Annotated in this window: 40 protein-coding genes and 1 pseudogene; 39 read left to right on the top strand and 2 right to left on the bottom strand. The window is 38.1% G+C overall.

Going from position 1 to position 26,090, the window contains the following annotated elements; all coding sequences use genetic code 11:
• The 34 genes and pseudogenes from K2P83_RS02395 to hemB form a co-directional block, all read left to right on the top strand.
• Positions 1-73 (top strand): annotated as a pseudogene (locus tag K2P83_RS02395) (elongation factor Tu); the annotation flags it as partial.
• A gap of 80 nt (positions 74-153) precedes the next feature.
• Complete coding sequence (gene rpsJ, locus K2P83_RS02400; protein WP_292926278.1) at positions 154-462, top strand: 30S ribosomal protein S10; 309 nt, start codon at positions 154-156, stop codon at positions 460-462.
• Positions 463-559: 97 nt separating this feature from the next.
• Complete coding sequence (gene rplC / locus K2P83_RS02405) at positions 560-1,207, top strand: 50S ribosomal protein L3 (protein WP_292926279.1); 648 nt, start codon at positions 560-562, stop codon at positions 1,205-1,207.
• A 39-nt stretch (positions 1,208-1,246) separates the two neighbouring features.
• On the top strand, positions 1,247-1,867 hold the full coding sequence (gene rplD / locus K2P83_RS02410) for a 50S ribosomal protein L4 (protein ID WP_292926280.1): 621 nt from the start codon (positions 1,247-1,249) through the stop codon (positions 1,865-1,867).
• Positions 1,864-2,199, top strand: a complete 336-nt coding sequence (gene rplW, locus K2P83_RS02415) for a 50S ribosomal protein L23 (protein WP_292926281.1) — start codon at positions 1,864-1,866, stop codon at positions 2,197-2,199. The genes rplD and rplW overlap by 4 nt, the downstream gene beginning before the upstream one ends.
• Complete coding sequence (gene rplB, locus K2P83_RS02420) at positions 2,199-3,032, top strand: 50S ribosomal protein L2 (RefSeq protein ID WP_292926282.1); 834 nt, start codon at positions 2,199-2,201, stop codon at positions 3,030-3,032. The genes rplW and rplB overlap by 1 nt, the downstream gene beginning before the upstream one ends.
• A gap of 7 nt (positions 3,033-3,039) precedes the next feature.
• Entirely contained in the window at positions 3,040-3,321 is a 282-nt protein-coding gene (gene rpsS / locus K2P83_RS02425) for a 30S ribosomal protein S19 (protein ID WP_292926283.1), read from the top strand.
• 8 nt (positions 3,322-3,329) lie between these two features.
• Positions 3,330-3,677 (top strand): 50S ribosomal protein L22, encoded by a 348-nt coding sequence (gene rplV, locus K2P83_RS02430; protein WP_292926284.1) that lies wholly within the window; start codon positions 3,330-3,332, stop codon positions 3,675-3,677.
• 14 nt (positions 3,678-3,691) lie between these two features.
• The gene (rpsC, locus tag K2P83_RS02435) at positions 3,692-4,546 is read left to right on the top strand and encodes a 30S ribosomal protein S3 (RefSeq protein WP_292926285.1); all 855 of its coding nucleotides are present in this window, start codon (positions 3,692-3,694) and stop codon (positions 4,544-4,546) included.
• Positions 4,530-4,946 carry a 50S ribosomal protein L16 gene (gene rplP / locus K2P83_RS02440; RefSeq protein WP_292926286.1) on the top strand — a complete coding sequence of 139 codons (417 nt, stop codon included), beginning with the start codon at positions 4,530-4,532 and terminating at the stop codon, positions 4,944-4,946. Before rpsC ends, rplP begins: the two co-directional genes overlap by 17 nt.
• A 2-nt stretch (positions 4,947-4,948) precedes the next feature.
• The gene (gene rpmC, locus K2P83_RS02445) at positions 4,949-5,146 is read left to right on the top strand and encodes a 50S ribosomal protein L29 (protein WP_292926287.1); all 198 of its coding nucleotides are present in this window, start codon (positions 4,949-4,951) and stop codon (positions 5,144-5,146) included.
• Entirely contained in the window at positions 5,139-5,408 is a 270-nt protein-coding gene (rpsQ, locus tag K2P83_RS02450) for a 30S ribosomal protein S17 (protein WP_292926288.1), read from the top strand. Before rpmC ends, rpsQ begins: the two co-directional genes overlap by 8 nt.
• Before the next feature lie 171 nt (positions 5,409-5,579).
• Positions 5,580-5,948, top strand: coding sequence for a 50S ribosomal protein L14 (gene rplN / locus K2P83_RS02455; RefSeq protein ID WP_292926289.1), 369 nt, complete (start codon positions 5,580-5,582; stop codon positions 5,946-5,948).
• Positions 5,949-5,966: 18 nt separating this feature from the next.
• Positions 5,967-6,284 (top strand): 50S ribosomal protein L24, encoded by a 318-nt coding sequence (gene rplX / locus K2P83_RS02460; protein ID WP_292926290.1) that lies wholly within the window; start codon positions 5,967-5,969, stop codon positions 6,282-6,284.
• Positions 6,285-6,300: 16 nt separating this feature from the next.
• A complete protein-coding gene (gene rplE, locus K2P83_RS02465; RefSeq protein WP_292926291.1) occupies positions 6,301-6,840 on the top strand; it encodes a 50S ribosomal protein L5 in 540 nt (179 codons plus the stop codon).
• Positions 6,841-6,847: 7 nt separating this feature from the next.
• Positions 6,848-7,153 (top strand): 30S ribosomal protein S14, encoded by a 306-nt coding sequence (gene rpsN / locus K2P83_RS02470; protein WP_292926292.1) that lies wholly within the window; start codon positions 6,848-6,850, stop codon positions 7,151-7,153.
• A gap of 76 nt (positions 7,154-7,229) precedes the next feature.
• A complete protein-coding gene (gene rpsH / locus K2P83_RS02475) occupies positions 7,230-7,625 on the top strand; it encodes a 30S ribosomal protein S8 (protein WP_292926293.1) in 396 nt (131 codons plus the stop codon).
• 17 nt (positions 7,626-7,642) lie between these two features.
• Entirely contained in the window at positions 7,643-8,176 is a 534-nt protein-coding gene (rplF, locus tag K2P83_RS02480; protein ID WP_292926294.1) for a 50S ribosomal protein L6, read from the top strand.
• Between the two features lie 11 nt (positions 8,177-8,187).
• Positions 8,188-8,544, top strand: a complete 357-nt coding sequence (gene rplR / locus K2P83_RS02485; protein WP_292926295.1) for a 50S ribosomal protein L18 — start codon at positions 8,188-8,190, stop codon at positions 8,542-8,544.
• Positions 8,545-8,558: 14 nt separating this feature from the next.
• The gene (rpsE, locus tag K2P83_RS02490) at positions 8,559-9,101 is read left to right on the top strand and encodes a 30S ribosomal protein S5 (protein ID WP_292926296.1); all 543 of its coding nucleotides are present in this window, start codon (positions 8,559-8,561) and stop codon (positions 9,099-9,101) included.
• Between the two features lies 1 nt (position 9,102).
• Positions 9,103-9,285: a 50S ribosomal protein L30 gene (gene rpmD, locus K2P83_RS02495; protein ID WP_292926364.1), complete on the top strand. Its 183-nt coding sequence runs from the start codon at positions 9,103-9,105 to the stop codon at positions 9,283-9,285.
• Between the two features lie 6 nt (positions 9,286-9,291).
• Entirely contained in the window at positions 9,292-9,723 is a 432-nt protein-coding gene (rplO, locus tag K2P83_RS02500; protein WP_292926297.1) for a 50S ribosomal protein L15, read from the top strand.
• A 17-nt stretch (positions 9,724-9,740) separates the two neighbouring features.
• Positions 9,741-11,072, top strand: a complete 1,332-nt coding sequence (gene secY / locus K2P83_RS02505) for a preprotein translocase subunit SecY (protein WP_292926298.1) — start codon at positions 9,741-9,743, stop codon at positions 11,070-11,072.
• A 17-nt stretch (positions 11,073-11,089) separates the two neighbouring features.
• Positions 11,090-11,308 carry a translation initiation factor IF-1 gene (gene infA, locus K2P83_RS02510; protein WP_292926299.1) on the top strand — a complete coding sequence of 73 codons (219 nt, stop codon included), beginning with the start codon at positions 11,090-11,092 and terminating at the stop codon, positions 11,306-11,308.
• Positions 11,309-11,369: 61 nt separating this feature from the next.
• Entirely contained in the window at positions 11,370-11,483 is a 114-nt protein-coding gene (gene rpmJ, locus K2P83_RS02515) for a 50S ribosomal protein L36 (RefSeq protein WP_292926300.1), read from the top strand.
• A 38-nt stretch (positions 11,484-11,521) separates the two neighbouring features.
• Positions 11,522-11,881 carry a 30S ribosomal protein S13 gene (rpsM, locus tag K2P83_RS02520; protein ID WP_292926301.1) on the top strand — a complete coding sequence of 120 codons (360 nt, stop codon included), beginning with the start codon at positions 11,522-11,524 and terminating at the stop codon, positions 11,879-11,881.
• A 49-nt stretch (positions 11,882-11,930) separates the two neighbouring features.
• Positions 11,931-12,320, top strand: coding sequence for a 30S ribosomal protein S11 (rpsK, locus tag K2P83_RS02525; RefSeq protein ID WP_292926302.1), 390 nt, complete (start codon positions 11,931-11,933; stop codon positions 12,318-12,320).
• 10 nt (positions 12,321-12,330) lie between these two features.
• Complete coding sequence (gene rpsD, locus K2P83_RS02530) at positions 12,331-12,957, top strand: 30S ribosomal protein S4 (RefSeq protein ID WP_292926303.1); 627 nt, start codon at positions 12,331-12,333, stop codon at positions 12,955-12,957.
• 39 nt (positions 12,958-12,996) lie between these two features.
• A complete protein-coding gene (gene rpoA / locus K2P83_RS02535) occupies positions 12,997-14,001 on the top strand; it encodes a DNA-directed RNA polymerase subunit alpha (protein ID WP_292926304.1) in 1,005 nt (334 codons plus the stop codon).
• Complete coding sequence (gene rplQ, locus K2P83_RS02540) at positions 13,988-14,389, top strand: 50S ribosomal protein L17 (RefSeq protein WP_292926305.1); 402 nt, start codon at positions 13,988-13,990, stop codon at positions 14,387-14,389. Before rpoA ends, rplQ begins: the two co-directional genes overlap by 14 nt.
• Positions 14,390-14,473: 84 nt before the next feature.
• The gene (locus K2P83_RS02545) at positions 14,474-15,463 is read left to right on the top strand and encodes a biotin--[acetyl-CoA-carboxylase] ligase (protein ID WP_292926306.1); all 990 of its coding nucleotides are present in this window, start codon (positions 14,474-14,476) and stop codon (positions 15,461-15,463) included.
• Between the two features lie 7 nt (positions 15,464-15,470).
• Positions 15,471-16,208, top strand: a complete 738-nt coding sequence (locus K2P83_RS02550; protein WP_292926307.1) for a type III pantothenate kinase — start codon at positions 15,471-15,473, stop codon at positions 16,206-16,208.
• A gap of 32 nt (positions 16,209-16,240) precedes the next feature.
• Positions 16,241-16,846 carry a ribosome biogenesis GTP-binding protein YihA/YsxC gene (yihA, locus tag K2P83_RS02555; protein WP_292926308.1) on the top strand — a complete coding sequence of 202 codons (606 nt, stop codon included), beginning with the start codon at positions 16,241-16,243 and terminating at the stop codon, positions 16,844-16,846.
• Positions 16,847-17,072: 226 nt separating this feature from the next.
• A complete protein-coding gene (gene hemB / locus K2P83_RS02560; RefSeq protein WP_292926309.1) occupies positions 17,073-18,080 on the top strand; it encodes a porphobilinogen synthase in 1,008 nt (335 codons plus the stop codon).
• A gap of 23 nt (positions 18,081-18,103) precedes the next feature.
• On the opposite strand, the gene K2P83_RS02565 is transcribed toward hemB, so the two are convergent.
• On the bottom strand, positions 18,104-20,422 hold the full coding sequence (locus K2P83_RS02565; protein WP_292926310.1) for a penicillin-binding protein 1A: 2,319 nt from the start codon (positions 20,420-20,422) through the stop codon (positions 18,104-18,106).
• A gap of 223 nt (positions 20,423-20,645) precedes the next feature.
• On the opposite strand from K2P83_RS02565, the gene K2P83_RS02570 reads away from it, so the two are divergent.
• The 5 genes from K2P83_RS02570 to pilQ are packed head-to-tail and all read left to right on the top strand — an operon-like array spanning position 20,646 to position 25,605.
• The gene (locus K2P83_RS02570) at positions 20,646-21,749 is read left to right on the top strand and encodes a pilus assembly protein PilM (RefSeq protein ID WP_292926311.1); all 1,104 of its coding nucleotides are present in this window, start codon (positions 20,646-20,648) and stop codon (positions 21,747-21,749) included.
• Positions 21,746-22,333: a PilN domain-containing protein gene (locus tag K2P83_RS02575; protein WP_292926312.1), complete on the top strand. Its 588-nt coding sequence runs from the start codon at positions 21,746-21,748 to the stop codon at positions 22,331-22,333. The genes K2P83_RS02570 and K2P83_RS02575 overlap by 4 nt, the downstream gene beginning before the upstream one ends.
• Before the next feature lie 13 nt (positions 22,334-22,346).
• A complete protein-coding gene (locus K2P83_RS02580; protein ID WP_292926313.1) occupies positions 22,347-22,961 on the top strand; it encodes a type 4a pilus biogenesis protein PilO in 615 nt (204 codons plus the stop codon).
• A 3-nt stretch (positions 22,962-22,964) separates the two neighbouring features.
• The gene (locus tag K2P83_RS02585; protein WP_292926314.1) at positions 22,965-23,483 is read left to right on the top strand and encodes a pilus assembly protein PilP; all 519 of its coding nucleotides are present in this window, start codon (positions 22,965-22,967) and stop codon (positions 23,481-23,483) included.
• Between the two features lie 10 nt (positions 23,484-23,493).
• Entirely contained in the window at positions 23,494-25,605 is a 2,112-nt protein-coding gene (pilQ, locus tag K2P83_RS02590) for a type IV pilus secretin PilQ (protein ID WP_292926315.1), read from the top strand.
• Positions 25,606-25,612: 7 nt separating this feature from the next.
• Here the strand turns inward: pilQ and K2P83_RS02595 are convergent, their stop codons facing one another.
• Complete coding sequence (locus K2P83_RS02595; RefSeq protein WP_292926316.1) at positions 25,613-26,077, bottom strand: tRNA (cytidine(34)-2'-O)-methyltransferase; 465 nt, start codon at positions 26,075-26,077, stop codon at positions 25,613-25,615.
• Positions 26,078-26,090 lie beyond the last annotated feature (13 nt).

Genomic DNA, 26,090 nt, shown 5'->3' on the forward strand with positions numbered 1-26,090 from the left:
TGGATTGCGTTTTGCAATACGTGAAGGTGGAAGAACGGTTGGTGCCGGTGTTGTTGCTAAAATTATTGAGTGATTTAGAAATATTATAAAAAGTAAAGAACATTAAATATCTATGAAGATTGATAGTGAATTTACAAAATCAGGATCGAATAAATGCAAAAACAGAAAATAAGAATCCGCCTTAAGGCCTTCGATTATCGGTTAATAGATAAATCAGCACTTGAGATTGTTGAAACGGCAAAAAGAACAGGAGCGGTTGTTAAAGGCCCAATCCCATTGCCAACCAGAATTGAGCGGTTTGATGTTTTGCGATCACCCCACGTAAATAAGACATCACGTGATCAATTTGAAATAAGAACGCACCTGAGATTAATGGATATTATTGATCCAACAGATAAAACAGTCGATGCACTTATGAAGTTAGATTTGCCAGCTGGTGTGGATGTTGAAATTAAATTATAAATAACCTGTATTATCAATAATAGAAAAAGGATATTTTTTTAGTTTAAGAAATTCTCGAAATAGACTGAAATAAATAATTCCTTATAAGAGGATAAAAATGCGCTTAGGACTAGTCGGTCGGAAGATCGGTATGACACGAATCTTCACAGAAAATGGGGATAGTCTTCCAGTGACTGTAATTGATGTTTCTAATAATCGCGTAACTCAGATAAAGAAAACTGAGAAAGATGGTTATTCAGCTGTTCAGCTTTCTTTTGGGGAAAAAAGATCAAGTAGGGTGAACAAAGCTAGTGCAGGTCATTTTGCAAAAGCGGGTGTTGAAGCTGGGAGCATTTCAAGAGAGTTTCGGCTAACTAAAGATGAAGATCTTAATCACCTTGAAAATGGAATGGTAATTAAGAATGATATTTTTTCAGTGGGACAAAAAGTTGACGTATCTGGCATAACGATTGGGAAAGGATATGCGGGCGTCATTAAACGACATCATTTTTCTTCCAATAGAGCAAGTCACGGTAATTCAAAAGCACATAATAAGCCTGGGTCTATTGGAATGGCGCAAGATCCAGGACGTATTTTTCCAGGCAAACGTATGTCTGGCCACCTAGGGAATGTTAAAAGAACTACCCAGAACCTTGAAGTAATAAGAGTTGACACTGAAAGAAGTCTATTACTGATAAAAGGTGCAATACCGGGTGCAAGAAATGGAAATGTTATTGTGCGTCCATGTATAAAAGAAAAAAAGTAAATCAGTTGCTAAAATAAACAGTAATAAGGTGAACAGGTAATGGAATTAAAGCTTATCGGTAAAAAGAATCAGAAAACAGATAGTATTATCGTTTCTGATGAGCTTTTTAATAGGGATTACAATGAGGCACTTGTTCATCAAGTCATAACATCATATTTATCGAATGCGCGTGGTGCGACACGAGCGCAAAAAGGGCGATCAGATGTAGCAAAATCTACACGTAAGCCGTGGAGACAGAAAGGTACAGGACGTGCGCGTGTAGGGATGGCTTCAAGTCCGATTTGGCGTGGTGGTGGAAAGGTTTTTCCAAGTAGTCCTGATGAAAATTTTAGAAAAAAATTAAATAGAAAGATGTATAGAGCCGGTGTTAGTGTGATTGTATCTCAATTAATAAGGGATAATCGATTGCTAGTCACAGATACATTTGATATTGATACACATAAAACAAGGGTTCTAGTAGAGAAATTGGAAGCACTTGGATTAGGTGAGGTTATGCTGATAACTCATGAGATTGATGATAATTTGTATTTGTCGTCACGTAATATTCCAGGTATTTCTGTTGTTGAAGTGAAGAATGTTGACCCTGTTAGTCTTTTAAGATATGAAAAAACTCTTATTACAACTGAAGGATTGAAGAAATTTGAGGAACTTCTCTCATGAATAATGTAAATATGACCCATGAACGTTTATTGAAAATAATATTAGCTCCGCATATTTCAGAGAAAACAACATTCCTGGGAGAAAAAAATAATCAATCAGTATTCCGCGTAGCGACAAGCGCGACAAAAAAAGAGATAAAAGCTGCTGTTGAATTATTGTGGAAAGAACAAAAAATAGAAGTTAAACATGTTCGAACTATCAATGTAAAAGGAAAGCGAAAAAGATTTGGACGTTTTATGGGATCTAGAACGGACTGGAAAAAAGCTGTTGTTAGTATCAAGGAAGGGCAGGAGTTAAATTTTACTAATTTTTCTAAGACAGAGGCTAAGTGATGGCGCTAGTAAAATTAAAACCAACTTCACCAGGACGAAGATCTGTAGTTAGACTGATTAATAAGGATTTGCATAAAGGTGATCCACATAGAAGTTTGATTGAAAAACAATCAAAAACTGCTGGCCGTAATCATCATGGTCGAATTACGACAAGACATCGTGGTGGTGGTCATAAGCAGCATTATAGATTGATTGATTTTAAGCGTGATAAAGATGACATCCCAGCTGTCGTAGAGCGTATTGAGTACGATCCAAATCGAACAGCAAACATTGCGTTAATTTGTTATATGGATGGTGAGAGAAGATACATAATTGCACCCAAAGGGTTGAGTGTTGGTGCAAGAATTAGCAGTGGTAGAAATGCGCAGATTAAAGTAGGAGAAACTTTACCATTACGTAATATTCCTATGGGAACAGTAATACACTGCGTTGAATTATTACCAGGTAAAGGTGCTCAGCTGGCACGTTCTGCAGGAACCTCGGTTCAACTACAAGCGCGCGAGGGGAATTATGCGCAAATTAAACTTCGCTCAGGTGAGATGCGAAAGGTTCATATTGATTGTCGTGCAACAATTGGAGAAGTTGGCAATTCCGAGCATAACTTGAGATCTATTGGTAAAGCAGGTGCTGTACGTTGGAGAGGAATTCGTCCGACAGTTCGTGGAGTTGCCATGAATCCAATTGATCATCCGCATGGTGGAGGTGAGGGTAGAACATCAGCCGGACGCCATCCGGTAAGTCCATGGGGAACTCCAGCGAAAGGCTATAGAACTAGAAATAATAAAAGAACCGATGTGATGATAATCCGTCATCGTTATTCAAAGAAAGGATGATTGTTAAATGGCACGTTCAGTAAAAAAAGGCCCGTTTGTAGATACTCATTTATCGGCAAAAATAGAAAAAGCACGAGGTACAAATGATAAAAGGCCTATAAAAACATGGTCTAGAAGATCGACGATTCTGCCTGATTTTATTGGATTGACTGTTGCTGTTCATAATGGTAAGCAACATATACCAATTTACATAACAGAGAATATGGTTGGTCATAAATTTGGTGAATTTTCACTGACTCGTACTTTTAAAGGCCATGCTGGCGACAAAAAAGCTGTTACGAAGAGATAGGAACAATCATGGAAACAACTGCAATTTTACGTGGCGTCCGCTTATCAGCACAAAAAGGACGTCTAGTGGCTGACCAAATCAGAGGACTTTCTGTAGATAAAGCATTAAATATCTTGAAGTTTAGTCCAAAGAAAGGGGCTGAAATATTACGAAAGCTTTTAGAGTCCGCCATTGCTAATGCAGAGCACAATGACGGAGCTGATATTGATGAACTTAAAATTTCGACAATATATATTGATCGCGGAACATCAATGAAAAGAACTAGTGCGCGCGCGAAAGGGCGCGGTAATAGAATAGTAAAACCTACATGCCATATATTGCTTACAGTGGGCGATAGTGATGGCCAGACTAAATAAAGGCATTGATTGATATGGGTCAGAAAATACATCCAACCGGATTTCGTCTATCAGTTCAAAAAAATTGGTTATCTAGATGGTATGCAAATAGTAATAATTTTGCCACTATGCTAAATGAAGATATTAAAGTTCGCGAATTTCTTCATGATAGATTAAAGAATGCTTCGGTTGGTAGAGTCTTAATTGAAAGGCCCTCTAAGAATGCAAGAATTACAATTTTTAGTTCACGCCCCGGTGTAGTGATTGGAAAAAAAGGTGAAGACATAGAAGTGTTGCGAAATGAACTTCAAAAGCGAATGGGGGTACCTGTTCATGTGAATATTGAAGAGATAAGAAAACCTGAACTAGATGCGCAATTAATAGCTGATAATATAGCTCAACAATTGGAAAAACGAATAATGTTTCGTAGAGCAATGAAGCGAGCGATGCAGAATGCTATGCGACTAGGTGCACAAGGGATTAAAATAATGAGTTCTGGAAGATTAAATGGAATAGAAATCGCCCGTACAGAGTGGTATCGCGAAGGAAGAGTACCCCTTCATACGCTAAGAGCTGATTTGGATTATGGAACATCAGAAGCTAAGACAACATATGGAATTATTGGTATAAAAGTATGGATCTTTAAAGGCGAAGTACTTGGAAAGGGCGAGCAGGCTAGTTTTACGACACCTAACTCGAATGTAGAAAATGAAAGAAAGAAGCCTTCTAAGAAATCATCTGCTGTTTTTACAAAATCCGCGAGTATTAAAGGTGTAAAAGAAACCATAGGATATTCTGAAACGGAATTAATAAGTACAACGAATACTGAAAATTCAGCAAACACAGAAGTTAATATGATTTCTGGAGAGAAAAATGCTTCAGCCAGCTAGAACAAAATATAGAAAGCAACAAAAAGGTAGAAATACTGGAGTAGCTACACGTGGGTCTAAAGTAAGCTTTGGCGAGTTTGGACTTAAAGCTATTGGAAGAGGTCGGATAACAGCGCGCCAAATCGAAGCAGCCCGTCGAGCAATGACAAGGCATATTAAAAGGGGTGGCCGTATTTGGATACGAATATTCCCTGACAAGCCAATTTCACATAAACCAGCAGAAGTAAGAATGGGTAAAGGGAAAGGAAATCCAGAGTATTATGTGGCTGAAATACAACCTGGCAAAATGTTGTATGAAATGGATGGTGTTAATGAAGAAATGGCAAAAGAAGCATTCCGACTTGCAGCTGCTAAATTGCCAATAAAGACAATGTTTACAATACGACAAATTGGCGGATAGTTATGAAAGCAAGCGATCTAAGAGGAAAGAAATTAACTGATTTAAATCAAGAACTTGTTTCTTTACTAAAAGCACATTTTGGTTTGAGGATGCAATTAGCTACTCAGCAACTATCAAATACAAGACAATTGAAAATAATTAAAAGAGATATTGCAAGAGTAAAAACTGTTATAACTCAGAAGCTATCAAATCATGATTAATGAAAAACTAAAGCGTACATTAAATGGTCGTGTTACAAGCAATAAAATGGATAAAACAGTTACAGTTCTTGTTGAACGAAGATTGAAGCATCCTTTATATGGAAAATTTATAACGCGAACGAAGAAATACCATGCACATAACGATAATAATCAATTGTCAATTGGAGATCTTGTTGAAATTGTTGAATGTAGACCTTTATCAAGAACTAAGAGTTGGAAAGTTACTGGAATTCTGAATGAAGAATCAAGTATTAAGATTTAGTTGTAGTTTATAATTAATTTTTCTTATTGCAATTGATTAGGTATAATTGCAGGCTTATCAAAGTTCATAATTTGTCCAATAATTATTGAGGCATAAAATTTTATGCTTCGATTGCTAGTAAAAGGGTTTTAAAAGACACCAGTTTTTTATTAATATCAAAAGCGAATAAAAATGATTCAAATGCAGTCAATATTAAAAGTGGCGGATAATACTGGTGCACGATCACTTATGTGCATAAAAGTTCTCGGCGGCTCAAAAAGACAATATGCCGGAATTGGTGACGTAATCAAAGTAAGCATTAAAGATGCAGCTCCAAGAGGACGTGTAAAAAAAGGTGAAGTGTATAATGCTGTCGTAGTTCGAACCGCAAAAGGGGTAAGACGGCAGGATGGTTCATTATTAAAATTCGATGAAAATGCAGCAGTTTTGTTGAATAATAAATTTGAGCCTATAGGAACACGTATTTTTGGACCGGTAACTCGAGAATTGCGTAATGCGCGATTCATGAAAATTGTATCACTGGCGCCTGAGGTTTTGTAGTAGTAAAAAGGAACAATTATGCGAAAAATTAGAAAAGGTGATGACGTCATAGTTATTGCAGGAAAGGATAAAGGGAAAAGAGGATCTGTTCTAAGAACATCTGGAATTGATCGCATTGTAGTTCAAGGTATTAATTCTGTAAAAAAGCATCAGAAACCTAATCCAACAATTGGCAATGCTGGTGGTATTGTCGATTTAGAAATGTCAATCCATATTTCGAATGTTGCAATTTATAATTTCTCATCTAAAAAATCGGATAGAGTAGGATTTAAAGTAGATATTGATAACAATAAAACTCGTATATTTAAATCTACTGGTGATTTAATTAAAACTTAATATGGGATCGTAATTTATGGCGCGCTTGCAAGAATATTATCGTAACACTGTTACTAAGCAGTTGATCGATCAATTTAGTTACCAATCCGTCATGGAGGTACCTTGTATTAGTAAAATAACTCTAAATATCGGATTAGGTGAAGCAACTGTTGATAAAAAAATTGTTGAACATGCAATTTCCGATTTGAAGAAGATTTGCGGACAGCAACCAGTTATTACAAAGGCAAAGAAGTCAATAGCAACTTTTAAGGTGAGGCAGGATTATCCTATCGGATGCATGGTAACGCTCCGTCGAATAAAAATGTACGAGTTTTTAGATAGATTAATCACAGTTGCTATTCCGAGGATTCGTGACTTTCGGGGAATTTCTGGTAAATCATTCGACGGAAGAGGTAATTACAATATGGGTATAAAAGAGCAGATTATTTTCCCAGAAATTGATTATGATAAAATTGACGCTTTGCGTGGCATGAATATATCGATTACTACAACAGCAAAGAATGATATTGAAGCAAAAGCTTTATTATCTGCGTTTAATTTCCCATTTAAGAATTGAGGTTAGAATGGCAAAGCTTTCAATTATTAATAGAAATTTGAAAAGAATAAAGATAGTAAAAAAATTCTCACAACAACGTCTTTCATTATTTAAAATAATAAATGATAATAAAATCAATGATGAAGAACGTTTTAATGCGCGTGTGATTTTGCAAAATATGCCAAGAGATGCAAGTCCTGTACGCCTAAGAAATAGATGCACTTTGACCGGTAGACCTCGTGGAGTTTACTCAAAATTTGGTTTAGGTAGGAATAAGTTAAGGGAAATTGCTATGAGTGGCAAAATTCCTGGGATTATTAAAGCAAGTTGGTAGCTTGATTATATAAATTAATCAAAAGAATTTCTTTATATTAACAAATTTATTTATTTTACAAATAGTAGGTACTGACATGAGTATGAGCGATCCAATTGCAGATATGTTAACTCGAATAAGGAATGCGCAATTGGCAAACAAACGATCTGTTAAAATGCCAAGTTCGAATATTAAGTTATCGATAGCGATCGTTCTTAAAGATGAGGGATATATTAATGATTACAGTGTGATATGTGATAATGATAAAAACACTTTAGAAATATCTCTCAAATATTATTCTGATTATCCTGTAATTGAACAAATTAAACGTATCAGTAAACCAGGACTTAGAATATACAAATCTAGTAAAAATCTACCTGATATTATGAATGGACTAGGGATAGCCATTGTTTCTACCTCAAAAGGCGTAATGACCGTTCGTAAGGCTCGATCAGTTGGTGTCGGTGGTGAACTTTTGTGCACTGTTGTTTAGTTTAAAGGATTTTTTAAATGTCTCGAGTAAGCAAGAACCCGATAACAATACCAGCTAATGTCGAAATTAAAATATTGCCATTTCAAGTTTCAGTTAAAGGACCTTTAGGAACACTGCAGCAATCATTAACTAATGATGTTAAATTAGAGCTTAATCAAAATATTTTAAAGGTTCAAACAACTAACGACTCAAAGCATGCTAACGCACTGTCAGGAACTATACGGTCATTAGTTGCGAATATGGTTCGTGGTGTATCAGTAGGTTTTGAAAAAAAATTGCAATTGGTTGGTGTGGGATATAGAGCTCAAGCTGGTTTAAATAAAATTAATTTAACTTTAGGTTTTTCGCATCCGATTGATTATGTGGTGCCGGATGGGATAAATATTGAAACACCTTCTCAGACTGAAATAATTATAAAAGGTATAGACAAGCAGAAGGTAGGTCAAATTGCTGCAGATATTAGAGCTTATAGAAAACCTGAACCATACAAAGGTAAAGGTGTAAGATATCATGATGAGGTTATTCTTCTCAAAGAAACGAAGAAAAAATAATTGAGATTAAAATGTTGAATTTAAAAGAAAAAAGAATTAGACGATCATTAAAAACGCGAATAAAAATAGCAGAATTAGATGTAGTAAGATTGACGGTGCATCGTACAAATTCTCATATTTATGCTCAGCTCATCGATGATAAAAATAATAAAGTTATTACTTTTGCATCTACTTTAGAGCCAGATGTACGTAAATATTTTGCTACCGGAAGTAATATTGCGGCAGCGACTTTTATTGGTAAAAGAATCGCTGAGAAAGGTAAGCATTGTGGTATATCGAATATTGCTTTTGATAGATCTGGTTATAGATACCATGGGCGAGTTAAAGCATTAGCTGAAGCTGCACGTGAGAATGGCTTAAAATTTTAATTTAAGGTTTGATAATGGCTAAAATCAACAAGACCAATGGTAAGTCAGCAAGTACAGAAGAAAGCGGTGATGATTTACGTGAGAAAATGGTTGCTATTAATAGAGTTACAAAAGTTGTTAAGGGAGGTCGCATTTTAGGATTTGCGGCACTTACTGTGGTTGGTGATGGAGATGGTAGTGTTGGCATGGGAAAGGGAAAGTCACGAGAAGTTCCCGTTGCTGTACAGAAAGCAATGGATGAGGCTCGAAGAAGAATTACTAAAATTAAAATAAAGAACGGAACGATTTATCATCCTATAACTGCTTCGCATGGGGCAGCAAAAGTTTATATGCAACCTGCTCCAGAGGGCACTGGAATTATTGCCGGAGGACCGATGCGTGCGATATTTGAAGTTATGGGTATGACAAATATTTTGGCTAAATGCATTGGTTCCACAAATCCTTATAATGTTGTCAGAGCTACACTTAAAGGTCTAAATTCTATGAACACGCCAGCAAATATTGCTGCTAAAAGAGGTAAAACAGTAAAAGAAATCCTAGGGCATGATAATGGATAATATCAATAATTCAAAAACAATAAAAATTACTCTTGTGAGAAGCCCAATTGGAACAAAACAATCACACAGAGCGACAGTACGCGGATTAGGATTACGTAAAATGAATAGTTTTTCAAAGCTTCCTGATACCCCTGAGATACGTGGCATGATTCATAAAATTAATTACTTAGTAAAGTGTGAATAAATTATTATGTTTTTAAATTCAATTAAAGCAGCGAAGGGATCTAAAAAAACTAGATTAAGAGTTGGAAGAGGTATTGGGTCAGGAATTGGAAAAACATGTGGTAGAGGTCATAAGGGCCAGAAATCACGAGCTGGTGGTTTTCATAAAATCGGCTTCGAAGGAGGACAAATGCCAATCCAAAGAAGACTACCAAAACGAGGTTTTTGTATAATAAATAGATGCAAAGCTTCCGAATTGAATTTTTACGATTTAACTTCTTTGTCTGACAATGATGTCTCACTGGCTACATTAAAGAAACATAAACTAATTTCAAATCGAATAACCAAAGTTAAGATTTTAAATACTGGAATTTGTAATAAATTATTTAATATAAATGGATTACATGTTACTGACAAAGCTAAATTGGCAATCGAAGAAAATGGTGGATCTGTTACATAGAAGTATAAGGATATAAATTGTCTATAAAAGGAACATCAGTTAAACCAGTTGATAAATTTGCTGATCTGAAACGTCGCTTATGGTTTCTATTGCTAGCATTGATTGTTTATAGAATAGGAGCGCATGTCCCTGTACCTGGCATTGACCCTGTCACTCTGAAAGAGCTATTTGATGCACAGGAAAGTAGTGTGTTAGGTATGTTTAATATGTTTTCTGGGGGGGCGCTTTCTAGGTTTTCTATCTTTGCTCTTGGTATAATGCCGTATATTTCAGCTTCAATCATCATGCAATTAGGAACAGTAGCAATTCCTTACCTTGAGGCGTTGAAGAAAGAGGGGGAAAGTGGTCGAAGAAAAATAACTCAATATACTCGATATGGAACATTAGCATTAGCGTTAGTGCAAAGCTATGGAATTTCTATTGCCCTTCAATCACAACCTGGTTTAGTTATTCAACCTGATGGTATGTTTGTACTTACAACTGTTATTACATTGGTTACAGGTACAATTTTTTTAATGTGGTTAGGTGAGCAAATTACAGAGCGTGGTATCGGAAATGGTATTTCGTTAATAATATTTGCTGGAATTGCTGCTGGATTGCCGAGCGCAATTGGTGGAACTTTAGACCTAGTTAGCACTGGCTCTATGCATTTTCTTGTAGCGCTAGGTATTTTTCTTGCAGCAGCTTTGGTTACTTCATTTGTTGTCTTTGTTGAAAAAGGTCAAAGACGAATTTTAGTTAATTACGCTAAACGTCAGGTTGGACAAAAAATATATGGTGGACAGAGCTCACATTTGCCTTTAAAACTTAATATGGCAGGTGTCATACCCCCAATTTTCGCTTCAAGTATTATTTTATTTCCTGCTACTTTAGCCGGATGGTTTGCAAGTGGAGAATCAATGGCATGGTTAAAGGACATTAGTGGAGCACTATCTCCCGGACAACCTATATACGTAATACTTTATGCAGTAATGATTATATTCTTTTGTTTTTTTTACACAGCTCTTGTTTTTAATCCAAAAGAAACAGGTGATAACCTTAAGAAAAGTGGAGCTTTTATACCAGGAATTAGACCCGGTGATCAGACTACGAAGTATATAGAGAAAATTATGTTGCGCTTAACTCTTTCTGGATCTATATATGTAACCCTCGTTTGTTTGTTACCTGAATTCTTAATCCTTAAATGGAATGTACCTTTCTATTTTGGTGGTACTTCTTTATTAATTATTGTTATAGTAACTATGGACTTTATGTCACAAGTTCAATCTCACGTGATGTCTTCACAATATGATAGCTTGTTAAAGAAAGCTAATTTTAAAACAGGTAGTGGAAAACTACCTACTAGATAATTTAATTATGATAATTAATGGCTAAAGAAGACACGATACAGATGCAAGGTGAGATAATCGAAACACTCCCTAACGCAACGTTTAAAGTAAAATTAGAGAATGGACATATAGTGCTTGGTCATATTTCTGGAAAAATGAGGATGCACTATATACGAATATTGCCAGGTGATAAAGTGACAGTAGACCTTACACCATATGACTTAACGAGAGCAAGAATAACATTTAGAGCTAAATAAAATCAATTATTAGTTCTATCCATTTTAGAAATACAAAATTATTGATTTATAGGATTAAATAATGAAAGTAAATGCATCTGTAAAGAAATTTTGTAGAAACTGTAAAATAATACGACGTAATCGGATCGTTCGAGTGATTTGTATTGATCCTCGACATAAGCAAAGACAAGGATAATTGTAATAACTTTGTATATACACAGACAGGAAAATTAAATGGCGCGTATAGCTGGCGTAAATATACCAAATCATCAACATGTCGGAATCGCTCTTACAGCAATTTATGGTATTGGTAGATCCAGTTCAAGAAGCATATGTAGTGTAGTTGGCATCGAAACTGATAAAAAAATAAAAGATTTATCTGAAGAACAGATTGACAAATTGCGAGATCATATTTCAAAGATTATTATCGAGGGTGATTTGCGTCGAGAAATATCTATGAATATTAAGAGATTAATGGATCTTGGTTGTTATAGAGGATTGCGACACAGACGAGGCTTGCCTGTACGAGGTCAACGTACTCGAACTAATGCAAGAACAAGGAAAGGACCACGTAAAGCTGTGCGAGCAAGATAAATTTTAAGTTTATTTAAGGTATGTAATATTAAAAAGGAATTCTTTTTTCATGGTTAAGGTCGCTACAAGAGTTCGTAAGAAAATAAAGAAAAATGTGTCTGAAGGAATAGCACATATTCATGCTTCATTTAATAATACAATTATTACAATAACTGATAGGCAAGGTAATGCATTATCATGGGCAACTTCAGGCGGAGCAGGTTTTAAAGGTTCACGAAAAAGCACACCGTTTGCTGCTCAGGTTGCTGCAGAAAATGCAAGTAAAATCGCAATAGAATGTGGCGTGAAGAATCTTGAGGTCAGGGTCAAGGGACCTGGACCTGGTCGTGATTCAGCAGTAAGAGCTTTAAATTCAGCCGGATTTAAAATTACAAGTATTTCGGATGTAACACCAGTTCCGCATAATGGTTGTCGTCCACCAAAAAAACGTCGTATCTGAGGAGAGTACGTTGGCTAGAAATCTTGAACCAAAATGTAAACAATGTCGACGCGAAGGCGAAAAGCTTTTCTTAAAAGGCGAAAAATGTTTTACTGATAAGTGTGCAATTGAGAGAAGAAGTTATCCGCCAGGTCAGCATGGTCAGAAGAAAGGCAGACTATCTGATTATGGTGGTCAGTTACGTGAGAAACAGAAAATTAGAAGAATATATGGAATTCTAGAAAAGCAATTCCGTAATATTTATAAATCAGCTGACAGGAAACGCGGTGTAACTGGAGATAATTTACTTCAGTTATTGGAAAGTCGTCTTGATAATGTTGCTTTTCATATGGGTTTTGGCTCATCTCGATCAGAAGCAAGACAAATTGTTAGACACAACTGTATTCTTGTGAATGGGCTACGTGTAAATATCCCAAGTTATTTAGTTAGGGCAGGCGATACTATCGAAATTGCTAAGAATGCTAAGGAACAATTACGAATAAAATCTTCTATAGCTGCAGCTGATAGACGAAATTTTCCTGTTTGGATTGAAATGAATGTTACAGAGATGAAAGGAATTTTCAAATCTAAACCTGAACGATCTGATCTACCTGCAACAATTAATGAATCCTTAGTTGTAGAATTATATTCTAAATAAAATAAACTATTAGCTAGCTATTACCTAAAGGACATTACTATGCACGGTAATGAATTATTAACACCACGTATTATTGATGTTCAAAATATTTCCCCTTTACATGCTAAAGTGATTATGGAGCCTTTTGAAAGAGGATATGGTCATACTTTAGGAAATGCGTTAAGGCGGATACTATTGTCCTCTATGACAGGATTTGCACCTACTGAGGTTAAAATCGCTGGTGTAGTCCATGAATACTCTGCACTAGATGGTGTGCAAGAAGATGTGGTAGATATATTGTTGAATATTAAGGGAATAGTATTAAAGCTTCACAATAATGATGAAGCTATCATTTCATTAAGAAAAGCTGGAAAATGTGTTGTAACGGCAGGTGATATTGATGTTGGTCATGATGTAGAGATACTCAACCCCGATCATGTAATTGCACATCTAACAGCTGATGGAAAGATTGATATTCAACTAAAAATAGAAAGAGGGATAGGGTATGTTCCTGCTACGGCGCGAAAAATTAATAATGGTGAGACCAGCATTGGTACGATTTTACTTGATGCTTCATTTAGCCCGATAAGACGCGTTAGTTATACGGTTGAAAGTGCCCGTGTTGAACAACGAACTGATCTTGATAAATTAGTGATGGATTTGGAAACTAATGGAGTAGTTGAGCCCGAAGAGGCTATACGTTTTGCATCACGTGTTTTAGTACAGCAATTATCGGTTTTTGCTGATCTAGAAAGCACACCTATTCCTAAAGAACAGCCACAAATTCCACAAATTGATCCGATATTGTTGCGTCCTGTTGACGACCTGGAGCTCACTGTAAGATCAGCCAACTGCCTAAAGGTTGAGAATATTTATTATATTGGGGACCTAATACAGCGAACGGAAGCTGAACTTTTACGAACACCTAATTTAGGAAGAAAATCTTTAAATGAAATAAAAGAGGTTCTTGCTTCTCGAGAGCTGACCCTCGGAATGAAACTGGACAATTGGCCCCCGTCCAATCTTGATAATCTTGTTAAGGATTCAAATCATGCGCCACAATAATGCATTAAGGAAATTAAATCGTTCAAGTAGTCATAGGGCTGCTATGTTTCGCAATATGACTAACTCTCTTTTGCGACATGAAGTTATTAAAACAACTCTTCCAAAGGCTAAAGAACTAAGAAGATATGTTGAACCTGTTATTACCCTAGCTAAATATCCATCTCTTTCAAATCGACGTTTAGCTTTTAATAGACTGCGTGATCGTGAAAATGTTACTAAACTTTTTATTGAGTTAGGCCCTCGTTATATTGCAAGACCAGGGGGATATATTAGAATTCTAAAATTCGGATATAGAAAGGGCGATAATGCCCCTATGGCGCTTGTAGAGCTTGTTGATAGACCGGTAGAAAAGCTAATGGATAACCCTGGTGAAATCGAGAGTTTGTAATTAATTTTTTCAATAAATTTGTTATTAATTGTTTGAACTATAATAATTTAATTAGTTTTAATTATTTTATTGCCTTTGTCATGTATGAATCAGAGTGCATTATCTATTCTTAGGCTTTTAAATGACGGACAATATTGGAGTGGTGAATCTTTAGAGAAAAAACTTTTTTGTAAACGTGCAAAAATTTTAAATTCACTAAAAGATATTGATTCTTATGGAATTAAAATTGTTAATACTCGTGGTCTAGGTTTTCGCTGGATCAATCCAATTTCTTATCTGAACAAAAACTTAATACTTGGTTATAACTCAATAGATCTCAGAAATTTCAATATAACTCTTTTTGATACCCTCGATTCAACTAATACTTTTCTATTAGATAACCTAAAAAATGGAGTGGTAGATAATAGATGTATACCAGTTGTTGCTACTGAGTATCAAACAAACGGACGTGGCCGTGCAGGAAGATTATGGTATAGTGGATTTGGAGATAGCCTTACTTTTTCTTTTGGATGGCGGTTTGATAAAGGCGTATCTGCGCTATCGGGCATTAGTTTAATAATCGGAATTGCTATAATTCGTGTTCTACGAACTTTCTCAATTACTTGTGCAAGTATTAAATGGCCAAATGATATTTTGGTCGGTAATAAGAAGTTAGCAGGCATATTAATTGAACTTCGTGGTGAAATATGTGGCCCATCTTATGCGGTAATTGGTGTTGGCTTTAATTATAAGCTCTCTGATAATATTAAATCCATTATAAATCAAAAAACTACTGATTTTTTATCAATCTCTGATGTTTATTTTGATCGTAATCAAATTTTAAGTGCACTACTCACTGAATTTCAGAATATTTTACCTGTATTCGTAAACCATGGCTTCGCATATTTTAAGAAGGAATGGATCAGCTATCATGCTTTTGAACGTCATCAGGTTAGTTTGATATTGCCTAATGATAGTGTCATCGTAGGCACTGTTGATGGTGTGAAGGAAGATGGTTCTATTTGTTTAATGACTTCTTCGGGACGAAAATCATACCACGTAGGCGATATTTCTATCCGTTTGAACTCCCTTTGAGTAATTGATGTCGTATATCCTAGCGATTGACTCTGGTAATTCATTCATAAAATGGGGTTTGTTCAATCATGGTTGTTGTTTAAAACTTGGCAAGATACAGTACGATAAAATACAAGATGTTAAAAATGATTTCAAAGTTCTGCAGGCTCCAGAATCTATAATTATTTCTCATGTTTCTCGTGAGGCAACAAAAAATCAAATCTGTGAGCAAATTTCACGTTGGCCGGTAAAACCTCATTGGATTCGCTCCTGCGCTTTCCAATGTGGAGTTACTAATAGTTATTCCAATCCTGCTCAATTAGGATGTGATCGCTGGGCCTCTTTGATAGCTGCTTGGGAAATGCAACAGCAAGCTTGTTTAGTCATTAATATAGGTACTGCAGTGACGATAGATGCACTATCTGAGTCTGGAGAATTTCTTGGTGGAATTATTCTACCTGGTTTTCACTTGATGCTTAATAGTCTCCAACGCGGTACTCAATTATTTAATGCTGGTATGAGTACTTATGAAGACTTTCCTATTAACACGAACAGTGCGATACAAAGCGGTATTATACATTCTGTCATTGGTGCTATTGAACGTATGTATAATTTACTGTCATTGAAGATAAATCACCCTGTAAAAACAAGTATTGTCAGCGGGGGGGGAGTATCTTTATTATCTCCTTTTATCACGATTCCAATCAAAACGATTGATAATTTGGTGCTGAAAGGGCTCGTTTTGATCGCTGAAGATTCTTTCTGATACATATAGAGTTGTTGTCTTATGAAAAGTTTATGTCTCGATTTAACAATATAACCTTCTACACATCAGTCAATGATGTTCGAGATTTACCACTACATACAGGTATTGAGATTGCTTTTGCCGGGCGATCTAATGCTGGAAAATCTAGCGCTATTAATACACTTACAAATCGAAGTCGTTTGGCTTTTGTTAGTAAAACACCTGGGCGCACACAATTAATTAATTATTTTCAATTAAATTCAGACCAATTCTTTGTCGATTTACCTGGCTATGGATATGCGAAGGTTCCAGATTCCATCCGACAACACTGGCAAAGTTTATTGAGTCGCTATTTACAAACACGTGAGCCACTCAAAGGCTTAGTTTTAATAATGGATATTCGCCATCCTTTAAAACCGCTTGATATCGAAATGCTTGATTGGTTTGCACCTACTGGGAAAGCAATCCATATTTTACTCACAAAATCTGATAAATTGAGCACGCAGAGGGCAAATATTACCTTAAAGGACGTAACTCTATATTTAAAGAGTGCTTACCCGCAATGCAGTGTTCAGTTATTTTCCAGCTTATCAGCCACAGGCGTTGAAGATGCAACTACTGTCATTAGTGATTGGTTAGAAACTAAAATTAGTAGCTAAGCGATAAACTTTTTGCTTCGCTCTATGGGTTCATGGAGAAGAAAAAAAGCCCCCGGTTAAAGGGGAGAAAAACCGGGGGAACCGCCTTAATATCACTTAAGACTCTGCCTCAGAGAGGAAAGACAGGGGGACACAATTAAAATATCCATGTATAAGAGTGTGCAATAACTGAGTTAGTTCCCGAACAGTATTGTTTTTTTAATTTATTTTTTCTATCCTATTTATTATGTTTTCTTATAGCCAATTTCCTCAAAGACGCATGAGACGTATGCGTCGCGACATGTTTTCCCGTCGTCTCATGCAAGAAACTCATCTTCAGATTAATGATCTGATTTATCCAGTTTTTGTTTTGGATGGGAAAAACCGTACTGAGAATGTCAAGTCTATGCCAGGTGTAGTAAGACAGAGCGCTGATCTCTTGATGACTCAGGCGGAGGATTGTTTACAATTAGGTATTCCGGCGATCGCTATTTTCCCGGTAATAGAAGCTAAACTTAAGAATCTGACAGCGAGTGAAGCATATAATCCTGATGGTTTGGTGCCCAGCATGATCAGGAAATTAAAGACGAATTTCCCTGACTTGGGGGTGATTACTGATGTAGCTTTGGATCCCTATACAAGTCATGGTCAAGATGGCTTGATTGACCAATCAGGATATGTTCTAAACGATGAAACAGTAAATGCTCTTTGTCAGCAAGCATTGATGCATGCACAAGCTGGTGCTGATGTTGTAGCACCTTCTGATATGATGGACGGACGCATTGCGGCAATTCGAAACAGTTTGGATAGCCAACATTTTATTCATACGAGAATTCTGGCTTATTCTGCAAAATATGCCTCAAGTTTTTATGGACCATTTCGTGATGCAGTTGGTTCGTCTGCAAACCTTGGCGCTGGCAATAAGTATACGTATCAAATGGATCCAGCAAATTCAGATGAAGCTCTATGGGAAGTTGGGTTGGATTTAAATGAAGGCGCCGACATGGTGATGATTAAACCTGGAATGCCCTATTTGGATATTGTGCGCCGGGTGAAGGATCAATACGGTGCACCTACTTTTGTATATCAGGTCAGTGGCGAGTATGCAATGCTTAAAGCTGCTGCAATGAATGGATGGCTAGATGAAGAAGCCTGCGTGTTGGAATCTTTGCTTGCTTTTAAACGCGCAGGTGCTGATGGAATTCTAACGTACTATGCAATAGAAGCAGCGAATTGGTTAAAAAAGAATTCATAATGCAATAAAGAGTAGGAGTGATACTAGAATAACTGGTCTTTTAAATCTCTTGTTACTTTGGGCGCATCATCAACAGAAATCTCAGTGACCGGTGGTAGTTGTTCATTATAGAAGTATTCTGTAATATCTCCGGCGGGATCTCTGAATCCCGTTGCTGAATTAATTCTTGTTGCAAGAACACCATTGGGAATTTTGTATTCTGCCATGGGAATATCTTTTAGGGCTGGGCCCATATAATCCATCCAAATAGGCAGTGCGACACGCCCCCCTGTTTCATTATTTCCAAGTGATCGAGGCTCATCGTATCCTGCCCAGGCGATTGTGACCAAGTCTTTTTGGAAACCACAAAACCAGGCATCAATAAAATTACTGGTGGTTCCGGTTTTTCCTGCTAAATCATTACGTCCTAGTTGTTTAGCTTTAATGGCTGTGCCGTGATTGATGACATCTTTCATCATGCTTGTCATGATGTAGGCATTACGGGGATCAATGACGCGTTTGGCGCCATTTAATGCTGTTACGGGATGAAATTGTTCGATCGTGCTGCCTTTTTCATCTTCAATTCGCTTTATAAAGTAGGGTGTGACACGGAAACCGCCATTTGCAAAAATCGCATATCCAGTGGCCATTTGCATTGGTGTAACCGAGCCAGATCCTAATGCCAGGGGTAAATAGGGTGGGTGGCGATTTGCATCAAAACCAAATCGGGTAATGTAATCCTGCGCATAGCGTATGCCGATAGCCTGCAATATGCGGATAGACACAAGATTTTTTGATTTTACTAGTGCTGTTCGCAAGCGCATAGGTCCTTCAAATTTTCCATCAAAATTCTTCGGTTCCCATAATTGACTACCTGTTTGAGCTGCACTGAATGATAGCGGCGCATCATTAATGATTGTGGCCGTGGTGAAACCCTTTTCTAAAGCCGCAGAATAAATAAAAGGCTTGAAACTGGAACCAGGTTGCCGCCAAGCTTGGGTGACATGATTAAATTGATTTTTATGAAAATCAAATCCGCCGATTAAAGCACGGATAGCGCCATCATTGGGATCAAGGGAAACAAGTGCAGCTTCTATTTCGGGAAGCTGGGCGATATGCCAACTGCTTTTTTGGTCTTTTTGTATACGAATTAATGTACCAGGCGTAATGTATTTTTTCCCAGCTTCTTTTTTATCAGCCAGAAATTTCTGTGCAAACTTCAGTCCTTCACCGGTAATTTCAATGATTTCTCCACCTTTACGATAAGCCTGCACTAAATTATGTTTAACACTTAATACGATAGCGGCATAGATATCGCCACTTTCATTGATTTCTTCCAAGGCATCATCAAGCGTTTTTTCCTGATTACTGCCATGTTTTAGTAAGTTAATCTGTGCTTCCGGGCCACGATAACCACGACGCTTATCATATTCGACGATATTTTTTCGTAGAGCCTGATAGGCAGCCATCTGATCTAACTGGCGGATAGTTGTATAGACTTTGATACCTTTGCTATAGGTTTCTTCTTGGTATCGATCATATATCACCTGACGAACCATTTCAGCAACATAATCAGCTGGCATTGCTAATGCGGTCGACTGTTTCTTGACAAGAATAGGTTGTTTTTCTAATTCGCGTAATTCTTCGCTTGATATGTAGTTAAGTTTGTGTAATCGGCCTAGTACATAAAGTTGCCGGCTTTTAGCGCGCTTAGGATTGCTGATCGGGTTATAGCTCGAAGGGGCTTTGGGTAACCCTGCCAACATGGCAGCCTCAGCAATATTAATTTCTTGCAGTGATTTCCCGAAATATGTTTGTGCTGCTGCTGCAAAACCATAGCTGCGCTGGCCGAGGTAAATTTGGTTGACATAAAGTTCTAAGATGTTGTCTTTGCTAAGATTGCTCTCAATCTTGAAAGCCAAAAGGGCTTCACTGAATTTTCTCGTCAGTGTTTTTTCTCTGGTCAGAAAAAAATTCCGAGCTACCTGCATTGTTATGGTACTGGCACCCTGGCGCGCACTGCCTGCAGAAAAATTTGAATAAGCTGCACGTAATACGCCCAAGTAATCAACACCGCCATGTTCATAAAAGCGATCATCTTCTGCAGCAAGGATCGACTGTTTAAGCTGTGCCGGTACTTCGGAAATATTGACAACATTTCTACGCTCCGCACCAAACTCCCCAATTAATAGACCCTCATCACTATAAATGCGCAATGGTATTTTAGGGCGATAATCCGTCAGTGTCTCTAATGATGGTAAATTGGAATGGATGACCAGAGCAGCAAACCCAGCTAGCAACACGCCAATCAGACCTAACGCAGAGAATGTGACAAAAAAGTAATACAGCCAACGTGCTAACATGAATTTTTTTTGATTAATTGATACGGTCGTTAAGGTACGCAGTTATAGGGGGTATATCTATTGTTTTTCTTTGAATAAGATTTTTTGGATTCTGTCAGAATCAGCATCAATCATTTATTCTGTTGAGTAACTATATTGAATTAATGCGGATAATTAGTATCTTACATATATTCAGTATTAAGTAGTTTATTTATAATTTGCGAGTATCGCTTCTAATAAGCCAATGTTCAAGGGAAATTTTTCTATCAATTTAGACTTCTTTAAGATGAAGTCACCACCACTAATAGGCGTGGACATTAGTTCTTCTTCTGTAAAAATGGTCGAATTATCATTGATAGATAAAGAGAGTAAAGCCTATCGGATTGAGCGTTATGCGATTGAATCCATGCCAGCAGATGCAATGTTGGATGGTGCAATCGAAAACATGGAGGCAGTCAGTGAATGCCTGAGGCGTGGATGGAAACGTATGGGAACACGCCAGAAGAATGTGGTTCTTGCACTGCCTGCTACAGATGTTATTACCAAAAAAATTGTGGTTCCAGATGGGCAACGCGAAGATGACTTGGTGTTTCAAGTCGAGAATGAAGCCAGTCAATATATTCCTTTTCCTTTAGATGAAGTTGATTTGGACTTTCAAGTAACCAGGCCAGCACCTAATAATCCAGAAGAAGTTGAAGTGCTTATTGCTGCATCGCGAAAAGAGAAGGTGGAAGACCGTGTGGCTGTTGCACTTGCGGCAAGTCTTAAAACAGTCATTATGGATGTTGAGCCCTATGCAGCGCAGGCTGCATTCGAATTAACGTTGAGTCAATTACCCGAAGGCGGAAAAGATCAGGTAATGGCACTGGTTGACATTGGTGCGACAATCATGAAAATTAATGTACTTCTTAACGGTGAGTCATTATATACGCGAGATCAGCCATTTGGGGGGAACCAACTGACTCAGGAGATTCAGAATCAATTTAATCTTTCGTTGGAAGATTCCGAGACCGCTAAAAGAAATGGCGGCCTACCCGAAAACTATAATACGGATGTTTTGCAGCCATTTTGCGAGACACTAGCTATTGAAGTGATGCGTGCTATTCAGTTTTTTTACACATCGACGCAGTATACCGAAGTTAATTATATTTTTATTGCCGGGGGGTCCGCAGCTATTCCTGGGCTAGATGCAATCATCGCAGCACGTACGCAAGTAAGCACCCTCGTTGTGAATCCTTTTTCAACCATGGAGTTGTCAAGTCGGATCATTCCAAGGCAACTTAATCTGGACGCACCTTCTCTGTTGATTGCCTGTGGTTTGGCACTGCGTAGTTTTGATCCATCATGATTCGAATTAATCTACTACCGCATCGCGAACTTAGGCGTAAAGCGAGACAACAACTGATTGTAATTCTGGCAGGATTGGTTGGTTTACTAGCGATCGTTGTTGTTATGAGCATTCAAACAATTGGCGCTGGGGAAATAGATTACCAGAATGGCCGCAATCAATACTTAACTGACCAGATTGCTATTTTGGATACGGAAATTGCAGAAATAAAAGAAATAAAAGCGCAGACTAAGGAGTTAATAGCACGTAAGCAAGTTGTTGAGACATTACAAAGCAGCCGATCTGAAGTCGTTGTTTTGCTGGATCAGTTGGTCAGACTGCTTCCGGATGGCGTATATTTACAGAGTGTCAAACAAGACGATCATAACATTACTTTAGTTGGGTATGCGCAATCCAATGCCTGGGTTTCAGTGTTGATGCGCAACCTTGAATCATCCCAGTGGCTTGAGTCACCTTTATTGATAGAAATTAAGGCGATGACTGTGAATAATGTGCGTCAAAATGAATTTAACATGAAAATAAAGCCCAAGCGGGCAACGATGGACGCTGTGCAAAATTTACTTCCTGCTGCTGCGAAATCTTAAGACCGCGGTTGCGATGAACAAACTACTTCTTGAATTACGCCAGCTCGATATCAACCAGGCAGGAAACTGGCCAATAGCATTTAAGGCTGCCGCTTTGACAATTTTATTTGTTGCTATTATCGTGGCGGGGCATTTCCTGGTTTGGCAGGAGCAAATTGAAACACTGGAAAATATTAAAGCGCAAGAAGAAACTTTAAAAGATACCTATCTTACAAAAAAAAGAAATGCTGTTAATTTACCTGCTTTGCGTCTGCAATTAAATGAGATTGAGCAATCTCTCCGTGCCTTGTTGAAACAACTGCCAGATAAGTCAGAAATGGAAGCATTATTAGTAGACATTAATCAGGCTGGTTTAGGGCGTGGATTACAATTTGAATTATTTAAGCCAGCGACGAATGAAACGATACACGCGTTTTATGCCGAACTCCCGGTTTCTATCCGTGTGACTGGCAGCTATCATGATATTGGGGCTTTTACCAGCGATGTAGCACAGTTATCACGTATCGTGACATTAAATGACATTAGCGTAACCCACGGAACTGATGGAAAATTAGTATTGGATGCTGTTGCAAAAACATTCCGCTATCTGGATGAAGAAGAAATAACAAAGCAGACTAAGGACAAATGATTTATGATAAGACACATTTTCCTGCTAGCGTTGTTTATGATTCCTTTAACTATGATGACTGCTTGTACTCAAAATGACTATGCTGACTTGGAAGCATTTATTCAGAGTTCCGGGGATGGCCTGCATGGACAGATTGATCCATTGCCAGAAGTTAAACCGCAGCAGTATTTTACTTATGAGGCGTTTGATATATCCAGTCCATTTGTTCCGCGTAAAAATGATCAAGCGCAAACTATTACAAGTGGTATTCAACCTGATTTAAACCGGCATAAGGAAGTATTAGAGTCTTATCCGCTGGAAAGTTTATCGATGGTTGGCTCGTTGCAACGACACAATATGATATTTGCTTTAATTAAATCTCCAGATGGTACATTACATCGGGTGAAAATTGGCAATCACTTAGGCGAGAATTTCGGGAAAATTAACCAGATTTCAGAAGCAGAAGTTAAACTGTCGGAAATTATGCAGGATGGTGTGAATGAATGGACTGAACGGACGAGTGTGCTTATGCTGAAAAATTAGGAATAAAGCCATGAAGCTACTAATAATGAGAAGATATGGCCTAAGCGTGGTTATGCTAGCACTGTTAGTTTGTTTTACAACGGCAATTTTTGCTGAATCAACTGTAACTGAAGAAACAGCCCAGAACAGTATCCGCTCTATTGATATTTCTACCTTCCGGAATGGCCAAGTAATCGCCAAACTCACTTTAGATCACCCCATAGGCACGCTTCCAACGGGTGTCGCGCTGGACAATCCCTACCGTATTTATTTTGACTTCTATCAAGTTTCTAATGGTGTGGGTAAGAACATCCAAGAAGCTGTCGATGGAGATTTACGCAGTATTAATATCGTGCAGGTCGGGGATCGAACCCGGCTGGTGCTGAATTTATCGAAACTAATGCGGCACGATATCCAGGTGCAAGAGAATGTACTGTTAATCAATTTGGTTAGTGTGGCGGAGAATCAAACAGTCAATACAGTGGTTCGTTTTGCCGAAGAGACGCCCAATAAAAAATTGAATAGTCTGCAAGATATTGATTTTCGGCGTGGCGCGAATGGTGAAGGTCGCGTAGAAATTGATATGACAAAAGCGGGCTCAGTCGTTGATGTGCAGCAGCAGGGGGATGATATTTTTGTCGAGTTCGTGGACACGCTATTGCCTGATAGCTTGAGAAGACGATTCGATGTGGTGGATTTCGCCACGCCAGTGCATACCATTGAAACTTCCAAGAAGGGAGATAACGTTCGAATGGTGGTGAAATCAAGAGGCCGCTGGGAGCACTCTGCACGTCAGACTGGTACACGGTTTATTCTGGAAGTGAGAGCTCTGACTTTGGATGAGGAAGAACTGGCGAGAAAAAAACGAGTTGATGGCGGATATATGGGTGAGAGACTTTCGCTTAATTTTCAGGATGTGGAAGTGCGAGCGGTACTACAAGTTATCGCTGATTTTACCAATTTTAATATCATTGCCAGCGATTCCGTTTCTGGAAATCTCACCTTACGTTTAAAAGATGTTCCTTGGGATCAAGCGCTTGATATTGTGTTACAAGCACATGACTTGGATAAGCGAAAGACAGGCAATATTATTTTTGTGGCACCGCGTAAAGAAATGGCCGACAGAGAGTTACTGGACTTGGAAGCACAACTGCAGGTAACTGAAATGGAGCCTGTGCGCTCAGAAATTTTTCAGTTGAATCATCGTAGGGTTAATTCTTTATCGTTTGAAGGAATGCTGAGCAAGCGAGGTACGATTAATTTGGATGAGATAAGCAATACAGTAACGGTTACAGATATTCCCGTTAGATTAAGTGAGATTAAGAAGCGGATACAGCGGTTAGATGTTTTTGAGAGGCAGGTTATGATTGAGGCGCGTATCGTTGAAGCGATTGATACATTTAGTCGAAGTTTGGGCGCGCGTTTTGGTGTGCAAAATTCAACAGGTGTGGGTGGTCAGGGGCTGGGAATCTCAGGTAATCTGGCTGGTTCAAGTGCTCTAGCTGGTGGCGGTGGCGCGGCAGGCGCTAACAATCTGAATGTTAATTTGCCAGCTGCGGCTGCGACTGGATTACTAGGCGGGCCAGCTGCACTGGGGCTCAGTTTGATGAAGTTTAATAATGGTCGGTTAATCAATCTCGAATTATCTGCATTAGAAACTGATAACAAAGGAAGAGTGATCGCAAGTCCCCGTGTTGTGACTGCACATGGAATAGAAGCCACTATCGAACAAGGTGATCGGGTACCCTTTCAGCAAGCAACCAGTAGCGGTGCTACAAGCATTCGTTTTATGGATGCGACACTCAGGTTAAAGGTTAAACCATTGATTACCTACAATGGTCAGATAGATATGGAATTAAATGTGAATCAAGATAAGATTGGCACACCTATTAATCAATTTCTGCCGCCACCGATTAATACCAAACAAGTAACGACTAAGGTTCTGGTAGAAAATGGCGGAACTGTGGTGATTGGTGGTATTTTTGATCGAACTGAGAATCAAGTGGTTAATAAAGTACCGCTTTTGGGTGACATTCCTGTGCTGGGCAGTATTTTTCGTAATACAGTTAAAGTAGATAATAAACGCGAATTGTTGATTTTTGTGACACCGCGTATCTTAAGCGAGAATCTTAATCTACAGTGACAATCCTCTATTGTCCTGATGGGAACTTAGCTTGGCGCCATGCCTCATAAGCAACAATGGCAACGGCATTGGATAAGTTCAAACTGCGGCTGGTCGCGATCATCGGTACTCGAATACGGTGTGGTTCCGGGAAAGATTCTATGATGTGGATAGGCAATCCGCAGCTTTCTGCGCCAAACACAAAAGCATCTCCGGTCTTGTATATCACTTTGTCATAGCGCTGTTTTCCCTTCGTGGTGATCGCAAACATGCGATGTCCTGGCAAATTCTGACAGCAATCTGCCCAATTCTCATGCACTTTTATTTGTGCAAATTCATGATAATCCAGACCAGCACGTAATAACTGCTTGTCTTGTAGTGGAAAACCTAAAGGTTTAACCAGATGCAAATGCATGCCGGTGTTGGCGCAGAGGCGGATGATATTGCCCGTATTGGGCGGGATTTCCGGTTGGTGAAGAATGATGTTAAACATGCGGATAGTGTGG

This window comes from Nitrosomonas sp. (genome assembly GCF_019752415.1).
GTDB lineage: Bacteria > Pseudomonadota > Gammaproteobacteria > Burkholderiales > Nitrosomonadaceae > Nitrosomonas.